Genomic DNA, 15581 nt, shown 5'->3' with positions numbered 1-15581 from the left:
TAACTCCTAAACTTAATATAAATATATTTGGAATCTTAAATGAGTAATGAGTTAGTAAATAAAGGACTGACAATAGTTGGTAACGGAAAAAATAAAGAGAGGCCTATTGTAGTTGTAGGAACAGCAAGAGGGGGCACATCCATGGTTGCTGGCGTCTTGCATCACTTAGGCGTCTTTATGGGAGATAAGGCTGCACCACCAGTATTTGAAGACACACATCTATCTTCAGCATTCGAACGTACTGAAAATGATGAGATAACGGAAATTATTCGTACTTACAATACTGATAACAAAAAGTGGGGTTGGAAAAGACCTTCTTCGATAAATTATTTAGAAAAAGTGAATGATTTTTTTGATAAGCCACTGTACATTTTTATATTCAAGGATGTTTTGTCAATAGCCCAAAGAAACTCAATTTCAATGTTGACTGAAATAACTCCGACAATGAAGCAATCGCTAAATCAATATCTAAAATGTGTTGAGTTTTTAGAGTCTTCGAAACCTGATGCTTTGCTAATATCATACGACAAGGCATTAGGAGACCCAAAAGCTTTAATTGATTACATAATTAATTTTTACGATTTATCTCCTTCCAAAGCTCAAGTTGACAGTGCTATTAACTTCGTCCAGCCTAATCCTAAAGAGTACTTAGACTCATCTCGGATTACCAAGGCAGAGGGGGCTGTTAACGAAATCTACAATAATTCTATCTCCGGTTGGGCAAGATATGTGCACTCAACCAAACCTGCTGAAGTTAGAGTGTATCTAAATGATAAGGAGATAGGCTCTGTAACCGCAAATCTACAAAATAAATTTTCGGAAAATAGACTATCGAGAGATTGTTCATTTGTATTTGAGCTTTCCTCAGATATTGTCGATCTCGATGCTTTAAGAGTCCGAGTAGTTAATGAAGTTGTAGATCTGCCACTTGTCTTGAATCCACCTCGTTCAGTGATATACACAATATCTACAGCTGACACTGGATTTTATGAAATGAGCTTCACAAAAGGAGGTGAATTACTCACACCTTCCATGCTAGCTCAATCTTGGTTTACGGAAAAAATAGTGGGTTTCAGCGACTGTCTTTTTTTGTTTTTATTGAAAAATGATAAAGGAAATGATGCTGTATGGTATTTCAACGGTGATAAGCAATTTGTTGGTAATGATATAAAAGGAATTAAACTATCACAAGTAGACATAAGCAAAATTACGAACTGTCTTATGCAATCTATATTTAAACCTGCTCTTTTTAACGATAGTCCACCACCTCTAGTTAATTTGTATAATGAGTTTCAAAGTTTTCGAGATGAATTTTCGATCTTGCTTGATATGATAGGTCCGGATATAAGCTTGGAATCTACTGAGCTAGAATGTCTTCGGGAAGTTTTTTCTACTTCAACAAAAAATGCGTGGGACAAGTTCTCTAAAGACGCGGATAGATTAGTAATTTCCGTTAATTATGAAAATGCTGTTTATAGTTGTCGTCATAGTATCGTTATTAATAATTTTTTGATTGCTTATCCCTATCTTGACGATAAAGATAATGCAATAGTGATTTTTGAATCTAGTCACGATTTAAAAAGGTTCTTGATATATGATTTCCAAAATCATGTTTTCTATCAAAATGGAAATTGCTATCCAGTAAAATTAGCGTTAAAGCAGGTGTTAACACTTTTTTTAGAAAGCTATCCTCTTATAAGCAGTTATCTTGGTGAAAATACCGTTGGTACTTGTGGTTTCATTAGAAACGCCCATATCGGACATAATTTATGGAACGATCTAGCAGGAATTGATCGATTGAAAAAGCTATCTGTTCTAGATGAAATCGGTAATATCCTTATTACCGGAGGGGCGCTTTTAGAGCCTTGGGGTAAAATTGAAGATATCTTTGATATTAGTCCAGATAAAATTAATCGTGACGTTAGAAGTGAGTCTGACTTAGTTAGTTATATTTTTAATAATAGACTTTTTGCATTTCGGTTGACAGATGACTACATAAGCGAAGATTTGGCAAATAGACTAATTTCTAATTTCGATAATGGTCGTAGTAATATCCTTCCGCGTTCACCTAACGAAATTCGAGTTGTTTTTGGATTGAGGTTAGAAAATAGAACATGGTCTAATCAAAAAGAAGGGTTTAAAATTGTAATGCAATACCTTTCGAAGTTGTTTTCTCAAGTGACTATATATGTTGACGGTCATGATACGATTGGTTCTGATAAAGTCCAGATTGTTAGTCATCACGAAGCTTTTGATAATGATATTGTGGGTCTTGAAAGAGAAATTGTTAAATATTTAATTGAATCGGATAAGCCTTCTAACGTTAAGATTGTCGATGGTGTTTTAATGGATCTTGGTGAATCAATAAATTGGATAAAAAGTAGTGACTTTTTCATTTGCCCATGGGGTGCTGGCTTAGCGAAATACAAATGGGTTTGTAATTTACCAGGTGTGATATTCACGAGTCACTGGAACATTAATCATAAGCCCGATTTAAATATTTATGAATCGAATCGATATCGACAAAATGCTAAAGAATGTGTTTACGTAAAAAATGAATTCATAAAGGATGACGAAGTTTCAGCAATTAACATTCATGTTCCTGGTCCTAAGGACAATCCCTCAAGAGCTAATTTTCATGTTGAATTTGAAGGTCTCAAGCTTGCAATTGATTCGTTAATCTCTGAGGTCGGACTAAATGTATAAATTTGGTATCATAGGAGCTGGTTGGTATGGTTGCCATATTGCATCTAGTTTCAAGGCTTTAGGCTTTGATGTAACTGTCTTTGATAATGAGGACGATATTTTACAGCGAGCTTCCGGGAATAATCAATTTAGGTTACATCAAGGTTTCCATTACGCTCGAAATCATCGAACACGAGTTCAATCACGTGATGGTTACATGCGTTTTATTGAGCGTTATCCAACTCTTTCTGATCCAGTAGAAAATAACCTGTATGCAGTCCCAAATGATGACTCATTAATCGATTTTTTAACCTATAGATTAATCATGACATCGTCAGGTGTAGAATTTTATGAAGTAAAACCTGATTTATATAATTTAAGTAATTGCTCAGGCGTTCTTTTAACTGATGAAAGGGTTATGAGGACGGATAAAGCAAGGCATCTATTCCGAATGCGTTTAGCTGATAATCTTTTGCTTAATTGCAAAGTCGAATCAGTGAGAGACATTGGGGGTAAGGTTTGTATTAATGAGCACTTTTTTGATTACGTCATCGATGCAACTTGGGGAAGTGTTCTTCCTATTGAATATCCTGTTTTTTATGAGCCAACCATTTTATTGTATTACCGGTCAAAAATTGGTTCTTTTGCGCTAACAATGGTCGATGGGAATCTATGCTCAATCTATCCTACTGACACTGCTGATATTTTTACATTATCGAGCGTTACTCACACTCCTTTAGGGCGTTTTGATAAAATGATAACTGCTAAAGAATTTTTAAATAGTGTCGATTCTACACTTATAAGGACAAAAAGAAGCTTAATGGAGGAACAGGTTAGGCGATATATGCCGGACTTCTTGGATAAATTCGAATTTGTCGGACCTCAATTGTCAATTAAAACGAAACTAGTTGGAGCAACCGATGATAGATCATGTTATGTAAATAAACAGGGTCGCACGTTTGTTGTAATGTCAGGTAAAATTGATACAATTTTTTACGCTTCCGAAGCGATTTTGTCTATGATAGAAAATGAAAACCAAATACAGGTTAATAGGATATGAAAACAGCACTTATTGGGTATACTGGTTTTGTCGGTTCTAATATTAACTTTCAGGCTAATTTTGACGAACTTTATAACTCTAAGAATTTGGGGGATATTACCGGAAAAAGTTTCGATTTAGTGGTTTGTGCTGGAGTACCTGCAGTCAAATGGTGGGCTAATCAAAATCCAGATAAGGATTTGGAAACTATCCTAGCTTTGGCTGAAGTGTATAAGACGATCTCAGCGAAAAGATTTGTTTTAATATCTACAGTTGACGTATATCCATCTCCAATTGATGTAACAGAAAAAAGTATAATTAATGCCGAAGATTTATGTCCATACGGTAAAAATCGTTTGTTACTTGAGGATTTAATTAGCAATCATTTTGATAGCTACAATATTATTCGGCTTCCTGGTTTGTTTGGTAAGGGGATAAAAAAGAATGTTTTGTTTGACCTGATACAGCGTAATATTCTTGAAAAAATAAATTTAGACTCTGAATTTCAATGGTATCCACTATCTCGCTTATGGAAAGATATTCAGACTGTAATAAATGCAGATATAAGAATTGCTAATTTGGCTGTTCAGCCTCTTTCTACTCGAAGGATTAGAGATACTTATTTTACAAACCTAGATGTCGGATCTGACCCATTTCCAAAAGCCAAATATGATATGAAATCTGATTATGCGGCCTTGTTCACTTCTAAGTGTCAAAATTACATCATGACTAACGATGAAGTGTTGCTTGAGCTTGGCGATTGGTTAAAGAAGCCTGAGGTTAAGTGTGAATAAATTAGCTATATCTAATTTAGCTTGGACTGGAGATAACTTTAAAGTATTCAAACTTCTGTCTAAGCTGGGTGTGACAGGAGTAGAAGTAGCTCCCGGAAAAATTACAGGTGATTGGGCCAGCCTTAACGAAAAGGCAATGAGTTTGTTTAGGGAGCAGTGCGAAGATTACGGTTTAATGATTTCATCGTTTCAGGCATTTTTATTCGGAAAGCCTGAACTTCAGTTACTTGGTGATTCAAAGTGTTTTGCTGCTCTAAAGCATCACATAGCTTTTATCGCTCAAATGGCTCAGATAGCTGGGGCTACAGTTTTAGTGTACGGAGCCCCAAAGAATCGGCTACTGCTCGGCTATGATTCTTCTGAAGGAACCTTAATTGCTGTGGAACGTTTAGCCACACTAGCTGAGATTTGCTGGGGATATAACGTTAGTCTTGGATTGGAAGCTGTGCCTCCGTCATATGGAGGGGAGATTATAACTTCATATAAAGAGAGTTACAGGATTGTAGAGCAAGTTAATCATCCAGGCTTGGTGTTTCATTTAGATACCGGTTGTACTTTTTTGAATAACGATTCAATAGCTGATGCTATAGAAGATACGTGGAAGCAAATGAAGCATTTTCATATATCTCAACCTCAGCTCTCTAACTTTGCCGCTGTCAACGAATATCATAATGAAGCTGCTTCTGCTTTAAATGGATGCGATTATAGTGGTTGGCATTGTATCGAAATGCTAGAAAGCGACAGTCCACTTGAAGGTATTGAACAAGCTATAAAAGTGGTTAAATCAATTTATTCATAAAAATTAAAGAATAAAAATTAGGTGCTTAAATGAGAAAAGGAATAATCCTTGCCGGTGGCTCAGGCACACGCTTACACCCGCTTACTAAAGTCGTTAGCAAGCAGCTAATGCCGGTTTATGATAAACCGATGATTTTTTACCCGCTCGCAACGCTGATGATGTCCGGTATCCGGGATATTCTGATTATCACAACGCCACAAGAGCAAGCGCGCTTCATTGAACTGATAGGCGATGGTGCCGACCTCGGTATCAACGTGCAGTATGCTGCTCAGCCATCGCCCGATGGTCTTGCTCAAGCTTTCCTGATTGGTGAAGAGTTCATTGGCAACGATGCGTGTACGCTTGTCCTGGGCGACAACATCTATTACGGTCACGACCTGAAAGTGTCTCTGAAGAATGCTTATCAGCAAGATTCAGGTGCAACGGTTTTCGGCTACCACGTTAACGATCCTGAGCGTTACGGTGTTGTGGATTTTGATAACGACTGGAATGCACTTTCTATCGAAGAGAAGCCTGCGAAACCAAAATCTAATTATGCAGTAACGGGTTTGTATTATTACGATAATCGCGTTGTGGATTTTGCCAAAGCGGTTAAGCCTTCTCCCCGTGGTGAACTAGAAATCACTGACCTGAATAATCTTTACCTGCAAGACGGCTCACTGAAAGTTGAACTGATGGGGCGTGGTTCTGCCTGGCTGGATACGGGTACATTGGATAGCCTGCTTGATGCTGCTAACTTCGTTGCGGCTATCGAGAAACGTCAGGGCCTAAAAGTGTGCTGCCCCGAAGAAGTGGCATACCGCATGGGTTATATTGATGCGGCACAACTCGAAAAATTGGCTGCACCTCTCAAGAAGAGTGGCTATGGCGATTATCTGATGAAAGTCATCAGCGACCGCGTTAAAGTGTAATAGCACGCTGTCACGCTAAAAAATATTATTCGATTTTTATTCAGGTAAGAATATGCAAGTAGTAACTACCGACATCCCGGATGTCAAAATCATTGAGCCACGCGTTTTTGGTGATGAGCGCGGCTTTTTCCTCGAAACCTTCCGCACTGACTGGTTCAAGCAGGAATGCGCCGATGTTGATTTCGTCCAGGATAACCATTCAAAATCCAAGCAGGGTATCCTGCGTGGTCTGCACTATCAGCTGGAACAGACCCAAGGCAAATTAGTCCGCGTCGTCAGCGGAGAAGTGTTTGATGTGGCCGTGGATATGCGTAAAGACTCGCCGACGTTTGGCAAATGGGTTGGCGTGTTACTGTCAGCTGAAAACAAGCGTCAGTTGTGGGTACCGGCAGGTTTTGCACACGGTTTTTATGTGACCAGCGAATCAGCTGAGTTTGTGTATAAGTGCACGGATTATTATCATCCGGCTTCTGAAGTATCAGTGAAGTTTGATGACCCGACAATTGGCATCGACTGGCCACTGGTAAACGGCCAAGCACCGTCACTGTCTGCGAAAGATGCAGAAGGCCTGGCCTTCACTGACGCTCCGACATTCTAAGGAGAGCCCATGTCAATTGTTGTAATAGGGAAATCCGGGCAGTTAGCATATGAACTGCAGCAGGCGGGCGGTGATGACATCGTGTGCCTAGGCCGTGACAATATCGACATTACTGATAAAGGTGCGCTTGCTGACACCCTTGATGCCATCAAGCCGGATGCGCTTATCAATGCGTCAGCGTATACAGCGGTAGATAAAGCCGAATCCGAACAGGACGCGGCAGCGCTGATTAACACGCAGGGCGTGGCAAATCTGGCTGACTACTGCAAAGCCAAAGGCACCTTCCTGGTACACGTGTCTACCGACTATGTATTTAACGGTAAGAAAGGTTCTCCCTACACCGTGGATGACACCATCGAGCCACAAGGCGTGTACGGTAAAACCAAAGCCGACGGCGAGAAGGCTCTGCTTGCTACCGTCCCGGATTCAAGCTGCTTAATCCGCACCGCCTGGGTATATTCCACCCACGGCAATAATTTCGTGAAAACCATGCTGCGCCTGATGGCTGATAAGCCGCAGCTTACCGTGATTGATGACCAGATTGGCTCGCCCACGTTGGCTAGCAGCCTGGCACAGGCTTGCCTGTATGCGGCACAAAACAAAACAGCGGGTGTATTTCACTGGACTGACGAAGGCGTTACCAGTTGGTATGACTTTGCACTGGCTATTCAGGAACTTGCCATTGAGAAAGGCCTGCTGGAAAGCAGAATTCCTGTACTGCCCATCCCGTCGTCTCAATATCCAACACCGGCAAAGCGCCCGCACTACAGCGTACTGGATAAAACCCTGACCCGCGAAACCTTTTCTTCACTGCATCCCACACACTGGCGTGAACAACTGTCCGCCATGCTGGATGCACTGAAAGCACAACAGAGCAACGAACAATGAGTAAGACTATTTTAGTGACCGGCGGTGCCGGCTTTATCGGTTCAGCGGTGGTCCGCCACCTGATTAACGATACCGTCCATACGGTAATCAACCTGGATAAACTGACCTACGCCGGTAACCTGGAATCACTGACTACCGTATCAGACAGCGACCGCTATTCGTTCGAGAAAGTAGACATCTGCGATGCCGAGGAAGTAAAGCGTGTGTTTACCACACACCAGCCAGACATCGTGATGCATCTCGCGGCAGAATCCCACGTTGACCGCTCAATCGATGGTCCAGGTGAATTCATCGAGACCAATGTAGTCGGCACTTATACCCTGCTGGAACAGGCTCGAGCTTACTGGTCACAGCTTGAAGGTGAAAAGAAAGCCGGCTTTAAATTCCATCACATCTCTACCGATGAAGTGTACGGCGACCTGCCACACCCGGATGAAGTCGAACCCGGTACAGAACTGCCACTGTTCACCGAAACCACGCCGTATGCACCGAGCTCTCCGTATTCAGCGAGCAAAGCGTCTTCCGACCAACTCGTTCGTGCATGGCTGCGTACCTACAAGCTGCCAACACTGGTGACCAACTGCTCAAACAACTATGGTCCTTATCACTTCCCGGAAAAACTTATTCCGCTGGTCATCCTGAATGCCCTGGCCGGAAAGCCACTGCCTGTCTATGGCAAAGGCAATCAAATCCGTGACTGGCTGTTTGTGGAAGACCACGCCCGTGCACTGGTTATCGTCGCGCTTAACGGTGAAATCGGTGAAACCTACAACATCGGTGGCCATAATGAGAAGCAAAACATCGATGTGGTCAAAACCATCTGTACCATTCTGGATGACGTGAAGCCGAAAGAAGCCAAGTACGCGGAACAAATCACTTACGTAACAGACCGTCCGGGACACGATATGCGCTACGCTATCGATGCGTCCAAAATTCAAAAAGAACTGGGCTGGACACCACAGGAAACCTTCGAAAGTGGTATTCGCAAAACCGTTGAGTGGTATCTGAATAACGAAGCCTGGTGGAAAGCCGTGTTAGACGGTAGCTATCAGGGCGAGCGCCTGGGCGCTGGAAACTGATACCCACGAGAAATATCGTGTTAATATGAGAAGGCTGCAATTCGTTGCAGCCTTTTTTTGTTGTATCTCAGGGAAACACAGCGGTATGAAAAAATACGCGATGATGACAGTGAAAGGGGCAGTGGGGCTGCTACCTAAGTCAGTAAAAAGCACACTAAAAGATAATCACAAACTGACAGAGTTTTACAGCCGGTCATTGCAACGCTCCGGACTATTCTATGGCTTCCCGTCTAAGAAAAAACGTATGGCGCTCTACAGCCAGTATCTTAAAGAGCAGGAGAAAAAGCTAAACTCAGTATCGTTTGTTTCTTCGGAAAGTCAGGAACTAAGGGTCTTTATTCTTGGGAAAAAGGATATAGAACAAACTCTGCGTTCTCTGGAGAATAACAACGTTGCCCTTTCTTCGGTTATCCAAATAAGCCCGAAACCAACAAGTGGTCTGATTCAGCACGTGCACGAATTGCCGGGGGCTATAGCATCACTCCAAACTGATTCGAAGATACTCTTTCTCAATAGTGGTGATGTGCTCACTCCCGGAGCGCTTAAAATCATGTTGATGCTCTCTGATGATGCCGACATCACCTATTGCGACACAGATAAACTGGATAAGAAGGGTAAGCGAACATCTCCCCATTTTTTACCAGACTGGAGTCCCGATCTTCAGTTTTCTACCGCCTACATCACCACTGGTGTGATGCTCAGTGCATCTCTCCTAAAAAAGTCAGAACTGAAGGCGACCTCCGTAGCTGGATTGGTCTCCGAAATTTGGCTGACAGATAAGCAGTTAACCATTCAGCATTTGTCTTACACGCTCATTCATCGCACGCAGACTTTATCAATGGACGCTGTACTTGGAGACATGGTGAAGATAGTTCGTGCCAGGAGCGCTGGAGAGCCGGCATTCGACAAAGAGCTGAAAGTTAATCATGTTCAATGGCCGGCATTGAGTAACCCCTTAGTGTCGCTAATTATACCCACTAAAAATGGTCGCGAGTTGGTTAAAGCTTGTATTGAGTCCATTTTAGAAAAAACAACGTACACTAATTATGAAATACTTCTGATTGATAATGGTTCTGATGAGCCCGCAAGTCTGGAGTACTTTGAGACACTAAAAGCTTTGCCTAAGATACGTGTTCTGGAATTCCCTGGCGAGTTTAACTATTCAGCGATCAACAACTTTGGCGTAGAACATGCTTCCGGAGAAGTGGTTGGCCTCATTAACAATGATATAGAGGTGATAAAACCAGAATGGCTGACCTATATGGTTGGTCATGCAATGCGCGAAGATATTGGCTGTGTGGGCGCGAAGCTTCTGTATTCAGATGGCAGGGTGCAGCATGCTGGCGTCGTGCTCGGGTACGGTGGTGGTGCAGGGCATGCCCACAAATACTTCCCTAGATATCATCCGGGTTATATGAAGCGTCTTGTTGCCAGCCAGAATTATTCGGCCGTAACCGCAGCCTGTTTGCTTGTACGAAAAACGAAGTTTATTGAGGTAGGCGGTTTAAACGAGAAAGATCTTACCGTCGCTTTTAACGATGTAGATTTTTGCCTCAGGGTCAGAGAAACTGGGGTAAGAAATATTTATTGTGCGGAAGCTGAATTATACCATCATGAATCAGTAAGCCGTGGGCTTGATCTCTCGCCAGAGAAGGCCGCAAGATTTAAAAGAGAGCTTGAGTATTTACAAGCACGTTGGTGTAGCTATATCGAATATGATCCTGCTTACAGTCCAAACCTGACGTTAAAACGGGAAAATTTCTCTGTTAAAACGAAAGAAGAGTTTACAGCAGTACAAATTTGAAAATGTTTCAGAATTTAAGTTGGAGAATGTGATAAATGGAAGCGAACAAAAAGCTTAAAGTCGCAGTAGCCGGGACTGGCTACGTTGGATTATCAAATGCTGTATTACTTGCACAGCATAATGAAGTGGTAGCCGTAGATTTGGTTCCTGAAAAGGTTGAGATGCTTAATGCGCGCAAATCTCCAATTGAAGATAAGGAAATTTCTCAATATCTTGCAGAGAAAGACTTAAACCTCAAGGCTACCCTAAATGCGGAAGAAGCATACAAAGATGCTGATTTTGTCGTCATCGCTACGCCAACTGATTACGATCCGCAAACGAATTACTTCAATACCGGTAGTGTTGATGCCGTTATTAAAATAGTTAAGGAAATTAATCCGAATGCCGTAATGGTTGTGAAGTCGACCGTGCCTGTAGGGTTTACTCAAGAGGCTAAGCAGGAACATGGTACTGAAAATCTGATATTTTCTCCTGAGTTTCTCCGCGAAGGTCGTGCTCTGTATGACAATCTTCACCCTAGCCGGATTATTGTTGGTGAACGCAGTGAGCGAGCAGAAATTTTTGCAGGCTTATTAAAGCAAGGTGCTATCAAAGAAGAAATTGAAATTCTTTTTACCGACAGCACTGAAGCGGAAGCAATTAAATTGTTCGCAAATACGTATCTCGCTATGCGTGTAGCGTATTTCAATGAACTCGACAGCTATGCGGAGAGCAATGGTTTAGATTCTCGTCAGATCATAGAGGGCGTTGGATTAGATCCCCGTATTGGTTCGCACTACAACAATCCTAGCTTCGGTTACGGTGGTTACTGTCTGCCGAAAGATACCAAACAGCTGCTCGCTAACTACAGTGCAGTGCCTAATAACATGATCCAGGCTATTGTTGATGCTAACCGCACCCGTAAAGATTTCGTAGCGGATTCTATCATTAGCCGTAAGCCAAAGATTGTGGGAATTTTCCGTCTGATCATGAAGTCGGGTTCAGACAACTTCCGCGCCAGTGCAATTCAGGGGATCATGAAGCGTATTAAAGCGAAAGGTATTGAAGTAGTAGTTTACGAGCCTGTTATTAAAGAGGACGAGTTTTTCCATTCTCGTGTCATTAATGATCTGGACAAATTTAAAGAAGTCTCTGATGTCATTGTCGCTAACCGTGTGACCGATGACCTGAAGGACGTTCTCGACAAAGTATACAGCCGCGACTTATTCGGTGCAGACTAAACAGCGAAGGCCACGTTAACGTGGCCTTTTCTTTTGGCGTAATAATAAAATGAATGCTGACAGCGGGAGCAGCCATGCAATACTGCCACCACCGCTATCAGAATTTGATTGCGGTGGCGTGTTAGTTTGCGCAGCAGCCAAATTAAATGATTGCTTAACTATTACGGTTTCCTGTCCATCCGACAGTTTGAATGTCATATCCACCTGGCTGAAGTTCAAAGACGCAGGTACCTCAAAACTGAAAGTCTCCAGGCTATCAGACTGCACATTTTCCAATCCCAGTGCGGAACTGGTTACAGTTAATTGCAGTACATCTTTATTCGCATCGTATGCGGTCAGAGAAATAGTGCCGGTTTGTCCCTTGCGTAAAGTGCCGGTGGTCTGTACATCTAACCTTGGGGAAACGTTCGTTGGCAAAATTTTAACGCCGATCTGCTTTCTGATTATTTGTTCATTCACGCGAGAAATGAAAGCAAACGACACAAACTGTTCAGTGTTAACTGCAGGAGCCACAAACTGTATCGAATTAGTTGAAGTCGAAACGGTCACCTCAGGGCCCATAAATTGATCATAGTTTGTGATGACATTTGACGAATCACCTGAGACTTCCCAGAAAATATCAACCACATCCCCTTCACTGGCAGTAGGTTGGGACACACCCAGATCGAGCGCGAAGGATTTGCGGGTACGTTCTTCGGGTAACGTGTATCGCTCGCCTGGTTTACCCAGTGTAGAGTAATTAAAACGACCATCAATATAGTTAGTATTAGCCTGAGGAAGTGCTACTCCTGATTCCGTAAGATAATCGTCCAGCATTAACTCAAGCTCTGCCAGTTTCGCGGTTTCCCGCCCGGCCAGGTTAACCTTTTCTTCGATATCCGTCTCAAGGTTGAACAATTGATACATGTGCTGCTCAGACTGTCCATAATGGAAGGTTTTAATCAGCTTCCAGTTTTCAAACAGAATAGTCGCTGATGGCGGTAGCCAGTCGGGCACGGAGTTACGTGTTGGGTAATAGGTGATAATCGGACGTGAGGGCAAAGTCGAGCCTGATAGCGCTGGTGAAAAATTAATTCCGTCAACTGTATGCGAAGCGGGCCACGAGTATCCCAGCTCTTCCAGCAGGGTAGGGTAAATATCTATGGTCTGAATAGCCTCGTGAGTGACAGTGTGAGGCTGACTCTTTCCAGGCCAAATTACAAACGTCGGAACTTTATTCCCGCCGCTATACTGAGTTGCTTTTCCGCCTCTCAATGGGAAATTGCTGGTAGGATGTATTTGCCCGAGCACGTCATACATATTACCGCCATTATCTGAAGTGAAGATAATGATGGTTTCATCTTCTATACCTGCATCTACAAGGCCGTCCCACAATATGCCAACAGCATCGTCGAAATATTTGATCATTGATGCATAGACTGCACTTCGTTGGCTACTGAAAGCTGAACGTTTGTCCGCAAAGTGATTGAAGTAATCACCCTCAGCATTTAAAAAAGGCGCGTGTACGGAGAAAGGCCAGAAGTTAATGAATAATGGACCTTCGTCATGGTGGTTACTCATCCACTTACTTGCTTCCTCGGCCAGTCGAATGTCTATATGTTCGCCGGGTGTCTGCGGCTGAAGATTGGGAGCGAAAGACCAGGGAGCCAGGTAACCACCGGTAGGTCCCGATCCTTCGTAGTGCGGAATATCTGTATCAAAGCCGTGCTGCAGGGCGCTAAACGGCTCTGGGCCTATGTGCCATTTGCCAAAATGTGCAGTCTGATAATTATTTGCTTTAAGGATGGTAGCCAGAGAAGGGATAGATGTGTCAAAGCGAGTCGCTGTTAAAGGTGCAGCTGACTTTTGGTTCCCTGGACCAGTGAACTTTTCGGTCGCAGTAAGCCTTACTTCAGCCGTTTCAATATTTGGATTAAGTATTTGATGTCTGGCTGGTGTCTGGCCTGATAAAAGCGTTGCGCGGGTAGGGGAGCAAAGAGGACTATTCGTATATGATTCAGTGAAGACCATACCACGCTCAGCAAGAGCATCGATATTCGGTGTTTCATAGAACGCATTGGCCTGATATATGGAGGTATCGTTCCAACCTAAATCATCCGCGAGGATAATCACGACATTCAATGGCTTTACTTGAGCATGACTGATAAGTGAGATTGTCATAAAGGACAATAGTATAACTAGACGGCGCATTGGCTTCCTTGCCGGTAATCAAGACCGGAAAATATGACGACTAAGATAAAATAGAGGGCAATTTTAACGACCTCGAAATAAACAAAAAAGCCCCTGTTTCTACGCAGGGGCTTCGAAGAATATTGAACGAAGATTTACTGATTAGCAATCACTACCTGAATGTCTTCCTGGCTTAAGCCAACTGATTGACCGTACTCAGTAAGCTTTTCATCACTAACACCATAGCTTTGTGCAGTTTCAAGAATGCGCATAGCTTGTTCTTTCGTGGCTTTCGACTCACGAAGTGCCGTTGTCACTACTTCGTCTGCCTGAGCAGGGAATACCGCAAGCAAGGCATCAACGACATACTCTCCAACATAAGGGACAGTATTCAAAGCAGTTGAAAGAATATCGATAACTTTATTTGGGTGTTCTTGAGATAGCGTCTGCACGATACGGTCTGCAGAATCAGGCTCTGTTTGAACAGCAACCCGTACAATATCATCAAGCTCATCGGGAGTAGAGTCAGCCGCTGCTTGGACAACGAAATCAACATAGCTAGGTTCGGCTTTAATCGCTAGTTTCACTATGTTTGTACAGGTTGACACTTCTTTCTCTATTGCTAACTGAACAATGTCTTGAGTTGAAGCTGGTTGAGCAGAGATAGCTGAGAAAATAATCTCACGGTATTTATCTGGATAGGTATCAAGTGCAACGTCGACAATTGGCACGACATCCTGCGGATAATGGCTAGCAATAGAACGAATAGCTCGACCGATAGACATATTTTGGTCGACCTGACGCTTTAAAAACTGTATCTGAAAATCATCATGGGTATTTTGGTCGTCACCAGGCATAGCAAAGCAGAGTGCTGGCAAGCACAAGGCTACAGCAAAAAATCGTATGCAAACACTAAAAAACATACTTAATCCTCGTATAACTCCAATCCCTGGGTACATTATTAACTATTAAAATATTAGAACATAATTGATTAAAATTAGTTCAATGAGATTATAAATCGTATGTATAGTTCGTAAAATAATCATTTAGGCTAGTAAAGACAACTTTTTTAGGTATTTGCCTTGACGAAAAGGAATTAACCTCTACAATGCGCCCCACTTCCAAGGGAGAGTCAAACTTTCCGCTAGGAAGAGTTATAACATAAGATACCTTCTTAAGTTATAACAGTTTTCAGCGAAAACAACTTGCGAAATAAACTTTCAAAAAGATGTTGACACTGAAAACGAAGCGCGTAGAATGCGCGTCCCGCTTCGGGGTAAAGCTTCGAAGCAGCTAAGCAAGGCTTTTAATAAGCACTTAGCATTGTTCTTTAAAAATGTATAACAAGACAATCTGTGTGGGCACTCGTTAAGAGTGTCAACCGACGATTCATAAAAGTTTTTCGATATATTTAATTGAAGAGTTTGATCATGGCTCAGATTGAACGCTGGCGGCAGGCCTAACACATGCAAGTCGAACGGTAGCAGGATGTGCTTGCACATCGCTGACGAGTGGCGGACGGGTGAGTAATGCTTGGGAACTTGCCTTTGCGAGGGGGATAACAGTTGGAAACGACTGCTAATACCGCATAATGT

Annotated in this window: 12 protein-coding genes and 1 rRNA gene; 11 read left to right on the top strand and 2 right to left on the bottom strand. The window is 42.5% G+C overall.

The genetic code is table 11. The features are described from left to right. The first annotated feature begins 39 nt into the window (after positions 1-39). From BFC18_RS11730 to BFC18_RS11685, 10 genes are all read left to right on the top strand, one after another. Positions 40-2706, top strand: a complete 2667-nt coding sequence (locus BFC18_RS11730) for a hypothetical protein (protein WP_070125748.1) — start codon at positions 40-42, stop codon at positions 2704-2706. Next, on the top strand, positions 2699-3745 hold the full coding sequence (locus BFC18_RS11725; protein ID WP_139139007.1) for an FAD-dependent oxidoreductase: 1047 nt from the start codon (positions 2699-2701) through the stop codon (positions 3743-3745). The genes BFC18_RS11730 and BFC18_RS11725 overlap by 8 nt, the downstream gene beginning before the upstream one ends. After that, positions 3742-4518, top strand: a complete 777-nt coding sequence (locus tag BFC18_RS11720; protein WP_070125747.1) for an NAD-dependent epimerase/dehydratase family protein — start codon at positions 3742-3744, stop codon at positions 4516-4518. The genes BFC18_RS11725 and BFC18_RS11720 overlap by 4 nt, the downstream gene beginning before the upstream one ends. Next, positions 4511-5317 carry a sugar phosphate isomerase/epimerase family protein gene (locus BFC18_RS11715; protein WP_070125746.1) on the top strand — a complete coding sequence of 269 codons (807 nt, stop codon included), beginning with the start codon at positions 4511-4513 and terminating at the stop codon, positions 5315-5317. Before BFC18_RS11720 ends, BFC18_RS11715 begins: the two co-directional genes overlap by 8 nt. A 29-nt stretch (positions 5318-5346) precedes the next feature. Then, the gene (gene rfbA / locus BFC18_RS11710; protein WP_070125745.1) at positions 5347-6228 is read left to right on the top strand and encodes a glucose-1-phosphate thymidylyltransferase RfbA; all 882 of its coding nucleotides are present in this window, start codon (positions 5347-5349) and stop codon (positions 6226-6228) included. Between the two features lie 52 nt (positions 6229-6280). Continuing rightward, positions 6281-6826 carry a dTDP-4-dehydrorhamnose 3,5-epimerase gene (gene rfbC / locus BFC18_RS11705; RefSeq protein ID WP_070125744.1) on the top strand — a complete coding sequence of 182 codons (546 nt, stop codon included), beginning with the start codon at positions 6281-6283 and terminating at the stop codon, positions 6824-6826. 9 nt (positions 6827-6835) lie between these two features. Further along, the gene (gene rfbD / locus BFC18_RS11700) at positions 6836-7714 is read left to right on the top strand and encodes a dTDP-4-dehydrorhamnose reductase (RefSeq protein WP_070125743.1); all 879 of its coding nucleotides are present in this window, start codon (positions 6836-6838) and stop codon (positions 7712-7714) included. Next, positions 7711-8793: a dTDP-glucose 4,6-dehydratase gene (gene rfbB, locus BFC18_RS11695; RefSeq protein WP_070125742.1), complete on the top strand. Its 1083-nt coding sequence runs from the start codon at positions 7711-7713 to the stop codon at positions 8791-8793. The genes rfbD and rfbB overlap by 4 nt, the downstream gene beginning before the upstream one ends. An 85-nt stretch (positions 8794-8878) precedes the next feature. Continuing rightward, positions 8879-10597, top strand: a complete 1719-nt coding sequence (locus BFC18_RS11690; RefSeq protein WP_070125741.1) for a glycosyltransferase family 2 protein — start codon at positions 8879-8881, stop codon at positions 10595-10597. 35 nt (positions 10598-10632) lie between these two features. Further along, positions 10633-11817, top strand: a complete 1185-nt coding sequence (locus BFC18_RS11685) for a nucleotide sugar dehydrogenase (RefSeq protein ID WP_070125740.1) — start codon at positions 10633-10635, stop codon at positions 11815-11817. A 15-nt stretch (positions 11818-11832) separates the two neighbouring features. On the opposite strand, the gene BFC18_RS11680 is transcribed toward BFC18_RS11685, so the two are convergent. Both BFC18_RS11680 and BFC18_RS11675 read right to left on the bottom strand, forming a co-directional pair. Beyond that, a complete protein-coding gene (locus BFC18_RS11680; RefSeq protein WP_139139006.1) occupies positions 11833-14007 on the bottom strand; it encodes a sulfatase in 2175 nt (724 codons plus the stop codon). 134 nt (positions 14008-14141) lie between these two features. Then, entirely contained in the window at positions 14142-14843 is a 702-nt protein-coding gene (locus tag BFC18_RS11675; RefSeq protein ID WP_070125739.1) for a hypothetical protein, read from the bottom strand. Between the two features lie 555 nt (positions 14844-15398). Between BFC18_RS11675 and BFC18_RS11670 the strand changes: the two genes are divergently transcribed. Beyond that, positions 15399-15581: ribosomal RNA gene (locus tag BFC18_RS11670) — 16S ribosomal RNA — on the top strand; the annotation flags it as partial.

The sequence above is a fragment of the Alteromonas confluentis genome, assembly GCF_001757105.1.
In the GTDB taxonomy this organism is placed as follows: Bacteria; Pseudomonadota; Gammaproteobacteria; order Enterobacterales; family Alteromonadaceae; genus Alteromonas; species Alteromonas confluentis.
Note: the sequence above shows the minus strand (reverse complement) of the source record. Positions and strands in the feature narration are given on the sequence as shown.

Excerpts from the sequence above, each read along its gene's own strand:
- BFC18_RS11730 (WP_070125748.1), top strand. The coding sequence starts at position 40 with ATGAGTAATGAGTTAGTAAATAAAGGACTGACAATAGTTGGTAACGGA.
- BFC18_RS11725 (WP_139139007.1), top strand. The coding sequence starts at position 2,699 with ATGTATAAATTTGGTATCATAGGAGCTGGTTGGTATGGTTGCCATATT.
- BFC18_RS11720 (WP_070125747.1), top strand. The coding sequence starts at position 3,742 with ATGAAAACAGCACTTATTGGGTATACTGGTTTTGTCGGTTCTAATATT.
- rfbA (WP_070125745.1), top strand. The coding sequence starts at position 5,347 with ATGAGAAAAGGAATAATCCTTGCCGGTGGCTCAGGCACACGCTTACAC.
- rfbC (WP_070125744.1), top strand. The coding sequence starts at position 6,281 with ATGCAAGTAGTAACTACCGACATCCCGGATGTCAAAATCATTGAGCCA.
- rfbD (WP_070125743.1), top strand. The coding sequence starts at position 6,836 with ATGTCAATTGTTGTAATAGGGAAATCCGGGCAGTTAGCATATGAACTG.
- rfbB (WP_070125742.1), top strand. The coding sequence starts at position 7,711 with ATGAGTAAGACTATTTTAGTGACCGGCGGTGCCGGCTTTATCGGTTCA.
- BFC18_RS11690 (WP_070125741.1), top strand. The coding sequence starts at position 8,879 with ATGAAAAAATACGCGATGATGACAGTGAAAGGGGCAGTGGGGCTGCTA.
- BFC18_RS11685 (WP_070125740.1), top strand. The coding sequence starts at position 10,633 with ATGGAAGCGAACAAAAAGCTTAAAGTCGCAGTAGCCGGGACTGGCTAC.
- BFC18_RS11680 (WP_139139006.1), bottom strand. The coding sequence starts at position 14,007 with ATGCGCCGTCTAGTTATACTATTGTCCTTTATGACAATCTCACTTATC.
- BFC18_RS11675 (WP_070125739.1), bottom strand. The coding sequence starts at position 14,843 with ATGCCTGGTGACGACCAAAATACCCATGATGATTTTCAGATACAGTTT.